Annotated in this window: 15 protein-coding genes; 5 read left to right on the forward strand and 10 right to left on the reverse strand. The window is 62.8% G+C overall.

Going from position 1 to position 14,002, the window contains the following annotated elements; genetic code table 11:
• Positions 1–6: 6 nt before the first annotated feature.
• Complete coding sequence (locus I6I71_RS00205; RefSeq protein WP_201821394.1) at positions 7–657, forward strand: aldose epimerase family protein; 651 nt, start codon at positions 7–9, stop codon at positions 655–657.
• Entirely contained in the window at positions 654–1,493 is an 840-nt protein-coding gene (locus I6I71_RS00210) for a CPBP family intramembrane glutamic endopeptidase (RefSeq protein ID WP_101734883.1), read from the forward strand. Before I6I71_RS00205 ends, I6I71_RS00210 begins: the two co-directional genes overlap by 4 nt.
• On the opposite strand, the gene I6I71_RS00215 is transcribed toward I6I71_RS00210, so the two are convergent.
• Positions 1,473–2,690, reverse strand: coding sequence for an alpha/beta fold hydrolase (locus tag I6I71_RS00215; protein WP_201821396.1), 1,218 nt, complete (start codon positions 2,688–2,690; stop codon positions 1,473–1,475). The two genes, I6I71_RS00210 and I6I71_RS00215, sit on opposite strands and share 21 nt — an antisense overlap.
• Before the next feature lie 16 nt (positions 2,691–2,706).
• On the opposite strand from I6I71_RS00215, the gene I6I71_RS00220 reads away from it, so the two are divergent.
• A complete protein-coding gene (locus I6I71_RS00220; protein WP_201821398.1) occupies positions 2,707–4,674 on the forward strand; it encodes a hypothetical protein in 1,968 nt (655 codons plus the stop codon).
• Positions 4,675–4,678: 4 nt separating this feature from the next.
• Here the strand turns inward: I6I71_RS00220 and lepA are convergent, their stop codons facing one another.
• Positions 4,679–6,541, reverse strand: coding sequence for a translation elongation factor 4 (lepA, locus tag I6I71_RS00225; protein ID WP_414017438.1), 1,863 nt, complete (start codon positions 6,539–6,541; stop codon positions 4,679–4,681).
• 106 nt (positions 6,542–6,647) lie between these two features.
• Here lepA and I6I71_RS00230 point away from each other — a divergent pair, with 106 nt between their 5' ends.
• Both I6I71_RS00230 and rpsT read left to right on the forward strand, forming a co-directional pair.
• The gene (locus I6I71_RS00230; protein WP_070494382.1) at positions 6,648–7,142 is read left to right on the forward strand and encodes a type II toxin-antitoxin system PemK/MazF family toxin; all 495 of its coding nucleotides are present in this window, start codon (positions 6,648–6,650) and stop codon (positions 7,140–7,142) included.
• A 131-nt stretch (positions 7,143–7,273) separates the two neighbouring features.
• Positions 7,274–7,540: a 30S ribosomal protein S20 gene (rpsT, locus tag I6I71_RS00235; RefSeq protein ID WP_052203319.1), complete on the forward strand. Its 267-nt coding sequence runs from the start codon at positions 7,274–7,276 to the stop codon at positions 7,538–7,540.
• Between the two features lie 86 nt (positions 7,541–7,626).
• On the opposite strand, the gene holA is transcribed toward rpsT, so the two are convergent.
• From holA to I6I71_RS00275, 8 genes are all read right to left on the reverse strand, one after another.
• Positions 7,627–8,553, reverse strand: coding sequence for a DNA polymerase III subunit delta (holA, locus tag I6I71_RS00240; RefSeq protein ID WP_052203318.1), 927 nt, complete (start codon positions 8,551–8,553; stop codon positions 7,627–7,629).
• A gap of 23 nt (positions 8,554–8,576) precedes the next feature.
• A complete protein-coding gene (locus tag I6I71_RS00245) occupies positions 8,577–10,196 on the reverse strand; it encodes a ComEC/Rec2 family competence protein (RefSeq protein ID WP_201821399.1) in 1,620 nt (539 codons plus the stop codon).
• The gene (locus tag I6I71_RS00250; protein WP_201821401.1) at positions 10,193–10,810 is read right to left on the reverse strand and encodes a ComEA family DNA-binding protein; all 618 of its coding nucleotides are present in this window, start codon (positions 10,808–10,810) and stop codon (positions 10,193–10,195) included. Before I6I71_RS00250 ends, I6I71_RS00245 begins: the two co-directional genes overlap by 4 nt.
• A gap of 166 nt (positions 10,811–10,976) precedes the next feature.
• Entirely contained in the window at positions 10,977–11,768 is a 792-nt protein-coding gene (locus I6I71_RS00255) for a DegV family protein (RefSeq protein ID WP_201821403.1), read from the reverse strand.
• Positions 11,765–12,409: a histidine phosphatase family protein gene (locus I6I71_RS00260; RefSeq protein WP_201821405.1), complete on the reverse strand. Its 645-nt coding sequence runs from the start codon at positions 12,407–12,409 to the stop codon at positions 11,765–11,767. The genes I6I71_RS00255 and I6I71_RS00260 overlap by 4 nt, the downstream gene beginning before the upstream one ends.
• Before the next feature lie 15 nt (positions 12,410–12,424).
• Positions 12,425–12,892, reverse strand: a complete 468-nt coding sequence (gene rsfS, locus I6I71_RS00265; RefSeq protein ID WP_070494373.1) for a ribosome silencing factor — start codon at positions 12,890–12,892, stop codon at positions 12,425–12,427.
• Between the two features lie 45 nt (positions 12,893–12,937).
• Positions 12,938–13,522, reverse strand: coding sequence for a nicotinate-nucleotide adenylyltransferase (nadD, locus tag I6I71_RS00270; protein WP_052206280.1), 585 nt, complete (start codon positions 13,520–13,522; stop codon positions 12,938–12,940).
• Positions 13,523–13,553: 31 nt separating this feature from the next.
• Entirely contained in the window at positions 13,554–13,949 is a 396-nt protein-coding gene (locus tag I6I71_RS00275; RefSeq protein WP_052203307.1) for a hypothetical protein, read from the reverse strand.
• Positions 13,950–14,002: the final 53 nt, after the last annotated feature.

A 14,002-nucleotide genomic window follows, 5' to 3' on the forward strand; every position in this document is an offset into this window, starting at 1 on the left:
TGCCGCATGGTTTTAGTGCGACACCTCCCCCACCCGACCGGTGACCTGCTGTTTTCCTCCCGCGTTGGTGCGGAGCACGGCGGGATGCCTGTGGTTGCGCCGTGGTTTGCCACCACGTTGGGTACGCAGATGCATGGTTGGGCGGAATCTCTGCCGTGGCATGACGGGGTGCTTTCGCACGAGGGCTTGCGCCTCACATTTACCGCCGAGGACCTCACGTTTAGATTGTCGTGCCGCAACGAGTCTGACACTGTGCGACGCGTGCAGCTTGCCTTGCACCCGTACTGGGCGGTGGACACGACAAGTGCCGCCGTGCGCGGGGTGGACGGCGCGCAGTATTTCGACAAAACCGACGGCCAGCTGAAGCGTTTCTGCGGCGAGGTGCGTTTTGGCCAGGAAGTCGACTACGTTTTTGCCACCACCTCGGAGCTTTTGCTTGCCGACGCTTACCGCACCCTCACCCTCACCCCCACCGGCACCGATCACGCCGTGGTGTGGAACCCCGGCCCGGTGGAATGCGCGAACGCCCCAGGGCTTGGTGATGAAGAGTGGCGGCAGTTCGTCTGCGTCGAACCCGCGCTGCTGGGCCCCGAGCGCGACGGCGTTGACCTACGTCCTGGCCAGGACGTAGAAATCGGCCTTAGGGTGCAGGTATGAGTTTTCACCTAATCGCCCGGCCGCGAAACGGTTGGCTGGCGCTGGCGGAGCTGGCGCTTTTAATCGCGTTGTTTGTGGGCGTGCAGTTTCTCATCGTGATCGCTGCGGGGCTGATCAACCCCGAGCTGTTTATCGAGTTTGCTGATGCGGACGCCGCCGGGCCGAACGACGTATTTATCATCGCGCTTTCCATCATCGCGCCGTTTGTGGCGTCCTGGATTGCGCAAAGGAACCCGGCCGGGCTGGTGTCGGTGGCCAACCGGGTGCGCTGGCGCTACGTGGGCGTTGCCGCGGCAGTAGCAGTGCCGGTATATGGGGTGCTGTTGGTGGTCGATGGTATAAGCGGCGGGTGGACCGTAACCACCTCCACGCTCGCGCTGGTTGTTGCGATGGTGCTGGTCGTGCCCGTCCAAGCGGCCACTGAGGAGTTTGTGTTTCGCGCCGCCATCCCCCAGATTGTGGGCAACTGGCTGCGCCCAGCGTGGGTTGCCTACGGCGCGGGCGTGCTGCCCTTTGTGTTTCTGCACCTCTACAACGTGATCGGACTTGTAGACATCTTCATTTTCGCGCTTTGCGCGGCGTACCTGACGTGGCGATCGAACGGCATCGAGCAAGCGGTGGTGCTGCACGCCGCGAGCAACACGTTCGTGTTCATCACCCAGGCGCTTCGCCCCGACCTTGTGGTGACCACCGATATCTCTTGGGGCGAGACCGCACTCAGCGCCGGGTTGACGGTGGGCGTTACCGCTGGCATCGCGTGGCTCACCCGCGCGAAGCTGCCCGGACCAAGCGAAAGCGCTACCCCGGCACCAGCGCTAGTCCAGCATGGTGAATAGGCCCTTGGCTACGTCGGCGCCGTGGGCCCAGATGCCGTCGTGAAGCCAGTCGTCATGAATCCACAGCTTCAGGTTGCCCACCTTCTCAGCTGATTTGATGGACAGCTCAAACGGCAAATACACGTCCTGGGGGTACAAGATCGCAGCCACCGGCACCGTGTTGTTTGCAACGTCCACGGACTGCGCGGCCAAGTCATCCATGCGGTGTACCTCATCCACTGCTTCATAAAACGGACGGAGCGCCGGGTCCTCCTTGAAGTGCGTGGTGAAGAACTGGTTGCCCAGAAACGTCAGGTCCGCGAACTCTTCGCGGTAAATACGCTCGCCGGACCAGTTGATCGCATGCCCCGGGCGCGCCATCACGCTTTCATGGATCACAGCCCACAGCGGCATCGTCTCCAGTGAGATGATGCTGCCAAGCTGCGCCAGGAAATCCCCACGCAGCCGCATCTGCCCCTTATAGCTGGTAAACGGGGACTCAAACAGGTTGGCAAGGGCGGCGAAATCACCTTCCTCACCAATCAGCACACCCGAGGTGCGCATGCGTATCGACGACAAGCGCTCCCCCGTCGGCATGAACTCCTCATGCGTGTCCACGTGCTTAGCTACTTCTTCGACGCGTTGCTGCATCCACGGCACAGCGTCGAAAAGCTTGAGCTGGCGCTCCCGCAACAACCGGAACTCCGCGCGGTGGAACGCGTCCACGTCCATCTCCGGCTCCGGCACACAGCCTGCCAAATGGGCGCGACGCACCCCGTGCGGGTAGTACGCCAAATAGGCGCCCGCGCACGCCGCGCCGAAGGAATTGCCCAGCACATCCCACTGCTCAATACCAAGGTGGATGCGAAGCGCCTCCGCATCCGCCGCGACATCCGGCGGGCGAAGATGCGACAAGAAGTGCGCGTTGATGCGCTCTGGCGTGGTTTTGTCGACTTTGGTGGATAGGCCGGTGCCGCGTTCGTCGATAAGCAAAATGCGATACCGCTTCAACGCCTCCGGGATCCAGCCCATCACCGTGCGCGGGCCGGGCTTGCCGGGGCCGCCTTGGAAGTAGATCAAGTACGGCAGCGACGCGTCCGTGAACAACTCACGCGCAAACACCGTGATCACGCCTGCGGCAGGGTTCGCACGGTCAATGGGGACGGTGATGGTGTGCTCACGCTGCTGTACGCCAGGAAAATAAACAGTTGAGCTCAAAGGTATCCTCCCAGGTATGCAACTGCACTCGTCGAACGGCATCGGGCACGACTTCTACGTGCCGGAAGACTTTAAGGCCCCGATCCTACCCGAGTGGCGCCTGGCGTTTTTCAGCATCATCATGCCCATCCCGCGCGCCGCCGGACTGGCGAAATATGGCAAGCCGTTTGACTTCGCCACCGCCGAAGGCTGGTGTTACGGCCGTGACAAAGGCGTGCGCACCGTGGAGAACCCGCAGTGGGACCCGGCGCTGGGGGTGTTTCGCAAACCTGAGCCCCGCTACGGCTACTACGGCGACCCCATCATTGAAGGCGGACGGCCCTTCTACAACGACGCGCGCACGCGTTTTGTGGACCCGATGGACAAGGCCACCGGTGCGGCGTCGGTGGATGTAGACGTGGAGCTTGCGTCCAACTGGAGCCACTCAGAACGCAAGGAAGTGATGTGGCACGAAGACGCGATAAAACTCGCCGAACAGCGCGCCGAGCAGCGCATCACGCCTGAGAAGGTGCGCGAGGTGACGATTACTGATGCCGGGTGGGACCCCGCGATCAGCGCCCACCATTTCGTGTTTGAGCCGGTGCGCAACGAAACGTTCTATGAGCTGGTTAATTATGACGAGCAGCGGCCCTGGGAAGACCAAATCCGCGGCGAGCGAAACAGCCACGGCACCGCCACGCTGCGGCTGCTGTCCGCAGAAGTCATGCAGTTCCATGACCTGAACCTGACTGACGTTGCGCCTGATGAGCCGCAGCCAGCACACGTGGTCAGTGACTTTCTGATCCTGAACGTGGCCGCGGAGAACATCTCGAATGCAACGCTTGGGTTTTTATCCGCCACGCTGCACACCCCGCGCAACTCCTCGCAGTTCTACGAGCACGATGATTTCTACGAGGAAAGCCCGCCGCAGCTCTACGCGCTGACCAAGTTCACCAACCTGGCGGTGGCGCGCATTGATGCGGCGTTGGGCAGGGACCGTTCCATGCGCATCGGTTCTGACGGCAGCCTGGTGCCCACCACCGCGCCGGTAGGCTTGCGGGAGGAGACGTTTACGCTGCCGGCACCCCAACGCGTAGCGTTTGCCATCCCGAACCCGGCGCGCCCCAACTCGGTGAACAAGACCCTCGGCGAGGGCAACAACGGCTCGGTCCCCGACGACATCGAAGCGCCCCTTGTGCTTCGCGACGACACCGAAAGCACCTGGGCCTGGCACGAACAATGGGCCTGGCAGATCCTCACCGGCGCGGACTCCTACCCCGAGTCCGTGCCCGCCCAAACGCCTGCTGCGTTACGACGCTTCCTGGCAGCCAAACTCTCCTCCTGGACCGTGTTCACCTCCGACAACGGGGTAGGCATGGTGCGCACCAAATCCGCCAGCCGCGAGGGAATGCGCTACTGGTCCATGGCGGGGTCACGCTTTGTGGATCTGGTGATGCTGCAGATGCGCGCCCAGGCGGGTGAGGCGCACCTGCGCAAGTCCTTGAAGATTGTCGGCGAGAAGAGCGCGGCAAAAAGCGGCACCGCGGAAAAAGACATGCACCACCGCGAGCTGCGCGCGGACCTTGAACGCCTGGAGAAGCTGCAGCTAGATCACATTGAGATCCGCGACAAGCTGTGGTTCCGCTCCGTGCCGGGGCGTGACATTGACACCCGCGTGCTCAAAGGGCTGCAGGAGGCCACCAATTTTGACCAGTTGCGTGATGATTTCGACTCTAAGGTCAAGTCACGTCAAAACGTCATCCGCACCCAGTTTGAGCAGCTTTCGAGTGCGATTGCAGACGAAGAGTCCAAGCGCGCCGAAGCCATGAACCTGGTGCTTGGCTTTGTCGCCGCGGCCATTGGTGCGCCGGACTGGGCGCAGGCCGCCGGTTGGACTGGTCCGTGGGGCAACCTGGGCATGGCGGCGATTATCTTCGTGCTGATGTTCGCCGTGGTGTGGGTGGTGCAGCGCCTCTTTGCGTGGAAGCGCGGCGGCGCACGTTAGGCGCTTACTCCTCGTCCGTGGACAGCGCTGCCACGAATGCTTCCTGCGGCACGGTCACAGACCCGATGGACTTCATGCGCTTCTTACCGGCCTTCTGCTTCTCCAGCAGCTTGCGCTTACGGGAGATGTCGCCGCCGTAGCACTTCGACAGCACGTCTTTACGCAGGGCGCGGATGTTCTCGCGCGCGATAATCTTGGAGCCAATCGCGGCCTGTACCGGTACCTCGAACTGCTGGCGTGGGATGAGCTCTTTGAGCTTCTTGGTCATCTTGTTGCCGTACCACTGGGCAGAGTCCTTGTGCACGATCGCGCTGAACGCGTCCACCGGCTCGCCCTGCAGCAGGATGTCCACCTTCACCAGGTCGCCGAGCTGCTCGCCGGCTTCCTCATAGTTCAGGGAGGCATACCCCTTGGTGCGGGACTTCAGCATGTCGAAGAAGTCAAAAATGATCTCACCCAGCGGCATGATGTAGCGCAGCTCCACGCGGTCCTCGGAGAGGTATTCCATGTTCTTCATCTGGCCGCGCTTGGACTGGCACAGTTCCATCGTGGTGCCCACAAATTCCTGGGGCACGATGATGGTCATGTTCACGATCGGCTCGTAGACCTCGTCGATCTTGCCGCCGGGCCAGTCGGAGGGGTTGTGCACGATTTGCTCAGTGCCGTCCTCACGGATCACGCGATACGTTACGGACGGTGCTGTGGAGATCAGGTCCAGGTCGAACTCGCGCTCCAGGCGGTCGCGGGTGATCTCCATGTGGAGCAAGCCCAGGAAGCCACAGCGGAAACCGAAGCCCAGGGCGACGGAGGTTTCGGGCTCCCAGGTCAGCGAGGCGTCGTTAAGCTGGAGCTTCTCTAAGGATTCGCGCAGCGCCGGGAAGTCCTCCTGGCTGACCGGAAACAGGCCGGAGTACACCATCGGCATGACTTCCTCGAAACCTTCAAGCGGCTCTGATGCACCCTTGGACGCCCACGTGACGGTGTCACCCACGCGTGTCTCACGCACGTCTTTCACGCCCGTGATGAGGTAGCCCACCTCACCGGGACCGAGGCCCTTCGTTTTCTTCATGGTTGGCGAGACCACGCCGATTTCGAGGATTTCCAGCTTGGTGCCGGTGTTCATCATCTGCACCTGCTGGTTGGGCAGCAGCTTGCCATCCATCATGCGCACGTAGGTGACTACGCCGCGGTAGGTGTCGTAGACCGAGTCGAAGATCAGGGCACGAGCCGGTGCGTCAGCCCCCAGCTCCTCGCCGCCTGTGCTTCGTGATGACGGCGGCGGGACCAGCTCCACCACCTTATCCAGAAGCTCCGGCACGCCCTCGCCGGTCTTGCCGGAAACGCGCAGCACCTCATCGGTTTCGCAGCCGATAATGTTGGCGATCTCCAGCGCGTATTTCTCCGGGTCCGCTGCCGGCAGGTCAATCTTGTTCAGCACCGGGATGATCTCAAGATCATTGTCCATAGCCATGTACAGGTTGGCTAGGGTTTGGGCTTCGATGCCCTGCGCGGCGTCCACAAGCAAGATAGCTCCCTCGCACGCATCGAGCGAGCGGGAAACCTCATAGGAAAAGTCCACGTGACCAGGGGTGTCAATCATCTGCAGCACGAACTGCTCACCATCGGCGGTAGTCCAAGGCAGACGAACGTTCTGCGCCTTAATGGTGATGCCGCGCTCACGCTCAATGTCCATGTTGTCCAGGTACTGATCACGCATCTCGCGCGCATCCACCACGTTGGACAGTTGCAAAATGCGGTCCGCCAGCGTGGATTTACCGTGGTCAATGTGAGCAATGATGCAGAAGTTGCGGATTTTCGACGGGTCCGTAAACGTCTCTTCCGCATAATTCTTCTTCAAGGCAGCCATAACCCCAGGATTCTACCGGTGCACACGCAAATGAGAAACACCGGCAAAAAGTGCTTGTGCCAACCTGCCAAAGAACCTAGAGTTGCGTTAAAGAAAGGAGGCGACCATGCGCAGGTTGTTGAAACGCAAACGCGCAGGGTCGCTTGACCGCGGCTTGGCGCTCCTCAACGAACGCTTGGCCAGCCCCGCCGTGCGCCGCGGCAAAGATCTGGCGGCGCGAGTGCAGGTGAAGGCCACCGCGAAAATCCCCCGCAACATCTACTACGCGCCTGATATGGACGGCAGCGCCGAACCGGGCGAGGTGGTGTGGGTAACCGTGCCGTCCCAGCCGCCGAGCGAGCGCTCCATGCTGGTTGTGGGCCGCGACCGCCATGACGTGCTGGGGCTGTTGATCTCGCCCGAGAAGGACCACGCGCAGGACTCGCGCTGGCTGGGCATCGGCTGCGGCAGCTGGGATAGTTCCGGCGAGCCGTGCTGGGTGCGCCTGGATAAGACGCTGTGTGTGCCGGAAAGTGACGTACATCGTCGGGGCGCCACCCTGCCGCCGCTGCGCTTTGAGCGGGTGGCGAACCGGCTGCGGGACCACTTTGACTGGAGCTAGCATTTGGTAACCGCCTGGGCGTACTGCTATTTTTGAGTGGTTGCCCAAAACAGGGCGAATGTGTGTAACGCGGGCAGGACCTTGGGTCCGCGTTTTCGACATCATCGATACCACTAGCAAGAGGTGCAAACATGGCTAACATCAAGCAGCAGCAGAAGCGCGTGCTGACCAACGAGAAGCGTCGCGTGCGCAACAAGTCCATCCGCTCCGCCACCCGTACGGAGATCCGCAAGTTCCGCGAGGCCGTGGCCTCCGGCGACAAGGCTGCTGCTGAGGCACAGCTGCGCGTGGCTTCCCGCAAGCTGGACAAGGCTGTGACCAAGGGTGTGTTCCACCGCAACAGCGCTGCGAACAAGAAGTCCAACATGGCTCGCGCCTTCAACAAGATGGAAGGCTAAGCACTTCCGCTTGATTTACGCCCCCGTGGTCCTTGTGGCCGCAGGGGCGTTTTGCTTTGCGACGCTCCCCCGCGCCGCCAGCTCAGCTAAGCCAGCTCAGCGATGCGGCGCACGGCGTCTTCGACGGCGAACTCCGGGTCGCCGCCTTGGCCTTTGACGGTGGCGTCCAAGTCGGCCACGATGATCACCGCTTCAGAGATCGCGTCCCCGCTCCACTGCCGTGCGGTTTGCATGGTGCGTTTCACACCGTAGGGCGGCATGCCTAGTTGGCGTGCGAGTTGCTCGGGGTTGCCGCGTACGCCGTAGAGCTTGGCAACGTCGCCGACCTTGTAGGCCAGTGCTGCTGCGATGGCGACGGGGCTGGTGCCCAGTTGGAGTGCGCGCCTGGTGGATGCCAGTGCGCGGTCGGCGCGGCCGGCAAGTGCTTGTTCGGCGATGTCGAAGCCGGCGACTTCCGCAACACCCGTGTAGTACTCGCGCACGGCAGCGACGGTGATTTCGCCCTCGGTATCGGCGATCAGTTGGCTCACAGCACTGGCAAGCTCGCGCAGGTCAGAGCCGACGGATTCCAGCAGCGCGGCCACAACGTCTGGGGTGGGGCGCACACCGTGGCGTTTGAATTCGTTGGTGAGCCAGCTTTGGCGGTCCCGGTCACGCAGCGGCGCCACGCTATGCACTTGCGCGATTTTGGCCAGCTTGGAGGCGTAGGCCTTCTGGCGTCCCCCACCGGTGTGCTGCACGATAATGGTCACCCCGGGCGCCACGTCCACGCAGGCGCGCAAGAGTGCTTCGACGGGTTCTTTGCCGGCGAGTTCGGTTTTCTCCACCACCAGCACGCGGTCCTCAGCGAACAGGGAGGGGCTTGTGGCCTGGGCGAGTTCGCTTGCGGTGACGTCGGATCCGCGCAGGGTGGTCACTTCGGCTTGGGGGCCTGCGTCCGCGATGATCTCCTTGGTGGCGCGTTGGGCGAGGAACTCGTCTTCGCCTAAAACCAGGTGCACGGGGTTTTGCATGCGCTCTATTCTAGGGGGCGTGGTTAGGGGGAGCGTGAGGCGTCGGTACGCAAGGTGACCGGGCCGTCGCGGTTGGGAAACACGACGGGGATCCCGCCGATGGTTTTGGTGCCGCGTGGGGTGGGTGGCCCGTCTTCCAACACCACAACCAGCTGTGTGCCGGGTGGGACGGGTTCCACATCGGCGCGCGTGTCCACTACGTGTGCGACAAGCTGGTGTTGGTCCACAACCGGTGCGCGCGGGGATGCAAGGTTGCTTACACACAGCGTGACGACGGCCAACGCCACCGTCAGCCGCGGCCTCCCCGCTAAAAAGCCGTAGATGATCCAGCCGTAGCCCACGATCGCCGCCAAAGGGCCAATCGGCGCGGTGGCCAGGGGTAATGACGCCCCCACCACCGCCACCTTGTTCACCCACCAGGTAAACGGCTGCACAACCAGCAGCAGCGGCACCTCTAACCCGCCGGGCAGCAACGCCAGCACGGCGGCGCACAGGCCAAGGATGGTCACAGGTGCCGTGGCGGGAGCGACAAGGGTGTTGGCCACCGTGGACACCAGCGACACTTGGCCGGCCATAACAGAGACGATCGGCATGGTCACCACATCGGCGGCGATGGCCACGGACAGCGCGCGCACCACAATGTCCGGCCAGCGGGTAAATGCAAGCGCCCGGTACAACAAGGGTGAGAGCGCCACGATGCCGGCGGTTGCGGCCACGGACAGGGCGAACCCGTAGTGCACCGCAAGATCCGTATCCACAAACACCAGGCCGATCACGGCAAGACAGAGCACGTGCATGGGTTCCGCGCGCGTAGAGGTCAGCACCGCGACCATGCCCACCAGCCCCGTCACTGACGCACGCAGCACGCTCGGCTCCGGGCCCACGAGTGCTGCAAACACCAACAGCGCGGCACCCGCGGCGACCAAACGCCAGTGCAACCCAAGTCCCAACAGCGTGGTCAGAACAATCGCCGCGGTAGTCACAATGGCCACGTTGCTGCCTGAGACCGCAGACAAATGCGACAGGCCGGTATCTATGTAGGCCTGTTGTTCGGTAGGCGTTTGCAAGGAGGTATCTCCAAGCACCATCCCCGGAATCAACCCCTGGGAACTCGGCCCCACCGTATGCACAACGGATGCAGCAAAGGTCTCGCGCACGTGCTGTGCAAACGCCGCGAACCCGCTGGGCGCTTGCACCACCTCAAGGGTGCCGTTGAACACGTACGGGTTGACCCCGACAAGCGTGCTCTCCCCCACCGTGCCATGTGCCGCAACCATCGTCCCCGAAACAACGCCCTCGGGCATCTCACGCGAGAACACGGTCAACGTCGAGGGATGCCCGGGCACCACAACGCGCGTCAGCCACGTCTCGCTAGCCAATAACCTGGGTTGCCCAGACACCGTCGCCACCACTGTGTCACCGAACTGCCACGCCTGCGCGGTGCGGTGGCGCACCAACGCCACCACCAACGACGCCAACCCCAACGAACCAACCAGCACCGCCTGCCCAAACTCGCGCCACAAAAGGCACGCCACGACAAACGCAGCCACCACGCACGCGGCCCAAACCGGCCCCTGCCACAGGCACACCAGCGCCGCCAGCCACACCGCCCCCGCCGCGGGCACTAGCCGAAGCTCACTCACAACGTGATCTGCCCTTCCAGCGCCGCAAACTTCGCCGGCCCAATGCCTTTGACCTCCATCAACGCCTCCGGGGTGGCAAACGGCCCGTTGGCTTCCCGGTGCGCCACAATCGCATTGGCCGTTGCCTGCCCCACCCCGTCCAAGCTGGTCAGCTGCTCGGCCGTCGCCGTGTTAATAGAGATCAGGCCGCTCGCCTCCACCCCGGCAACTTCAGGCGCTGCATCCGGGGTGGAGGGTTGGACGAGGATCTGTTGGGCGTCCACAAGCACCTGCGCCTGGTTGAGCACCAACAGGTCCGCACTCTCTTTGGGCACGGCAGCCGCCAGCGCATCGGCCACGCGCGCGCCGGGTGCGAGAGTGACCAGCCCGGGGTGTTCGACCTCCCCCACCACGGACACCACGATCTCGGCAGGCTCGGGCGGCTCCTCCCAGGTAGGTTGCGGCGCGGGCGGTCGGGTAAACGCCCAGGCACCGACGAGCCCCATGCTTATTAGCGCCACCGCCACCGCCTGCTTCCGCCCCACCGCAAACCTGGGCGCCGGGTACTCCACCGGCAGGGTATCTTCCTCACCGGTTGGGCGGGAAAGCTCCTTGATTCTGTCTTTGAGGTTCATGCCTGCAGACCGTAAACCGGCAGCGCAAGGCACGGAAGTGGTGCATGGTGCGACTGTGGATAACACGCGAAGTTATCCACAGAAACGCGCTCTTAATGAAAACAGGGCGCGAGTTATTGAAAATGTAGGGCGGTTTTCAGTACGCACTTGGCGCGCGAGAGGGCACTCACGCGGGCTCGGCGAAGATCACCGACAGACCGATCGCACCCTTGCCGGTGTGGGTGGCAAGTACGTCCATCATCGGCTCCACGAGCACTTGCGAGTGCTGCGGCAGGACCTCTTCAAGCATGAGCGCGAACTGCTCAGCGGCGTCGGCGGCATCCGCGTGCTGGACAGCAGCGAAGACGGGTTCGCCGTCGGCACGCTCAAGCACCAGCTCTGCAAGCCTGGCGAATGCCTTGGTCTGCGTGCGGGTTTTCGCGGCGAGCTCAAACTTGCCGTCGTGCATACGCAGGATCGGTTTGGTGGCAAGCAGGGTTGCAGACAGCGCGGTACCGGTAGACAAACGCCCAGACTTGCGCAGGCCCTCCACCTGTTGCAGGTACAGCCAGGTCTCCGCGCGCTTCAGGGTGTTGACGGCCATCTCCTCGCACTGCTCAAGCGTGCCGCCCTCGCGGGCAACCGTGGCGGCCGCCATGGCGGCTGCGCCAATGGCCATACCCGCGGTATCGGTATCCACCACGCGAACCGTGCCAGGGAACACGCCCGAGGCGGTCACCGCCGCCGACCAGGTCGAGGACATGGTCTTAGTCAGGTGTAGCGCCACCACGCCCTCATCACCGCCGCGCTCCAGCTGGCGGGCGTAACACGCAGCCAGCTCAAGCGCCGTCAACCCCGACGTAGAGCCTTCACCATCGGCGTCTTCCATCACGTGCATCGGCACAACCGTGATGTCGAGCTCCTCGGCGATCTCAGCAGGCAGGCCTGCGGCGGAATCGACAACTACACGCACCGTCATAACGCATCCGGCCCCTGGTTCCAGGCCTCCAGGTACCACTGCACCTCACCGGGGTCTTGCGCACCGTAGCGCGGCATGGCCACCAGCTGGGAGGTGTGCGTATTGCCCAGCCCCTTCAGCAAGGGGTACTGCTGCTCAGCAAACCCGAGCAGGCTAGACGTCAGCGCGGAAATCGTACCGCCGTGCGCCACCAGCAGCACCGCAGCATCGTCCCAGTCGGTGTAGGAATCCATCAGCTCATCCACCACCGGACGCGCACGCTTGGCCACATCCAAGCGGCTCTCGCCCTCTGGCGGTGCCCACGCGGCGTTGTTACGCCAGTGCGCGCGGATCGAGGCGTCCGCGCCGTCAACCTCTGCATGCGTCTTGCCCTGCCACTGGCCGAGGTGGGTTTCGCGCAAGCGCGCGTCCTCAGTAATGGAAAGCCCCAGCTCCCGCGCCACAATCTCCGCAGTCCGGCGGGCACGGATCAGATCCGAGCTGACAATCTTGCCAATGCCAAACTCGCGCAGACCCTTGGCAGCGCGACGCGCCTGTTCTTCACCCAACGCGGACAAGGTGGTATCCAGATGGCCCTGCATCCGCCGGGTGGCGTTGTAGTCTGTCTGCCCGTGGCGCAGCAGAATCAGTCGACGTTTCACGCTTAAAACTCGCGCCTAGTACTCGTCAGCGTCCGGGCCCTCGCCGGCCAGCGGCAGGTCCTCCAGGGTTTCCGCCTCGCGAACGCCAGCGTCGTCCGCAAACACGCCCGGGCGCTGGTACGGCTCAAGACCCTCAACGGCAATCACCGGGCAGTCCGAGTACAGACGATCCAGGCCGTAGAACTCACGCTCCGCCTCACGCTGCACGTGCACCACAAAGTTGCCGTAATCCAACAGCACCCAGCGGAATTCACGGTTTCCTTCACGACGCTTCGGCTCCAACCCAGCCGCCGTCAACTCGGTCTCCACTTCCTCCACAATCGACGCCACCTGGCGCTCCGTCTCAGCGGACACAACCACGAAAATATCCGTAATGGCCATGACGTTTGACACGTCAATCACGGCAATGTTGGCGCCCAGTTTCTCATCGGCGGCACGTGCCGCGATGGAGGCTTGTTCAATCGAAATTTGCGCTGCAGTCAAAAATACGTTCCTTCACGTTTGCTATGAGCCGGCGGTTAATAGCCCCTATTGTGCCACCTGCGGGCGATACAGCCCATGCTTCGCTATATATTGCACCACCCCATCCGGGACGAGGTACCACACCGGGCGCCCTTGCGACGCACGCTCGCGGCAGTCCGTGGACGAGATCGCCATCGCCGGGATGTCGAGGAGATGCACCCGCTCCTGGATGTCTTGCGGCAGCATGTCCTCCGTCAGCTCATAGCCAGGACGCGTCACGCCAACAAACTCTGCCAGCTCAAACATTTTGTCCCAGTCATGCCACGACATGATTGAGCTCAGCGCATCCGCGCCCGTGATGAAGAACAGTTCCGCATCCGGGTACACCTCGCGCAGATCCCGCAGGGTGTCAATGGTGTACGTCGGACCCTCACGGTCAATGTCCACGCGAGACACGGTGAAGCGTGGGTTGGAGGCGGTGGCAATCACCGTCATCAAATAGCGGTCTTCAGCTGGCGAAATCTGCCTGCCCGCCTTTTGCCACGGCTGTCCCGTAGGTACAAAAACCACCTCGTCCAGCGCGAAACGGTGTGCCGCTTCGCTTGCTGCGACGAGGTGGCCGTGGTGGATCGGGTCAAACGTCCCGCCCATCACCCCAATACGCATGTGTTTGGTACAGGGGTTAGACGAAGCGGATGTTGCTGCTCTCAACGAACAGGTTGAAGATGCCCGCGCCGACGGCACCCAGGACGCTCAGCACGATCAGGGCGATGCCCCAGCCCGGGATCTCGGTCTTGTTGCCCTCAGCGTCCTTGGAGGAACCCTCGCCGGAGGACGCCTTCTGCGAAGAGGTCAGGCCAGCCCAGAGGGTGTCGAACGCCTTCGCGGAGCCCTCAGGAAGATTCTCCTTCTTCGTCTTGCACTGGTCCTCGATGATCTCGCCCTTGTCATTGACCGGGCAATCCTTCTTTTCGAAGCCGATCTGATCAGACGGCCTGGTTTCAGCAACAGCGGTGCCAGCGCCAGCCGTGACAGCGACTGCGGTGGCCAGGGAAACAATCACACGTGCAGTTTTCATGGTTCGGAATTGTATACCATTCTCGCTGCGCAAACCATTAGAACCGCGTTTAT

It is taken from the genome of Corynebacterium riegelii, assembly GCF_016728505.1.
Taxonomy (GTDB): domain Bacteria; phylum Actinomycetota; class Actinomycetes; order Mycobacteriales; family Mycobacteriaceae; genus Corynebacterium; species Corynebacterium riegelii.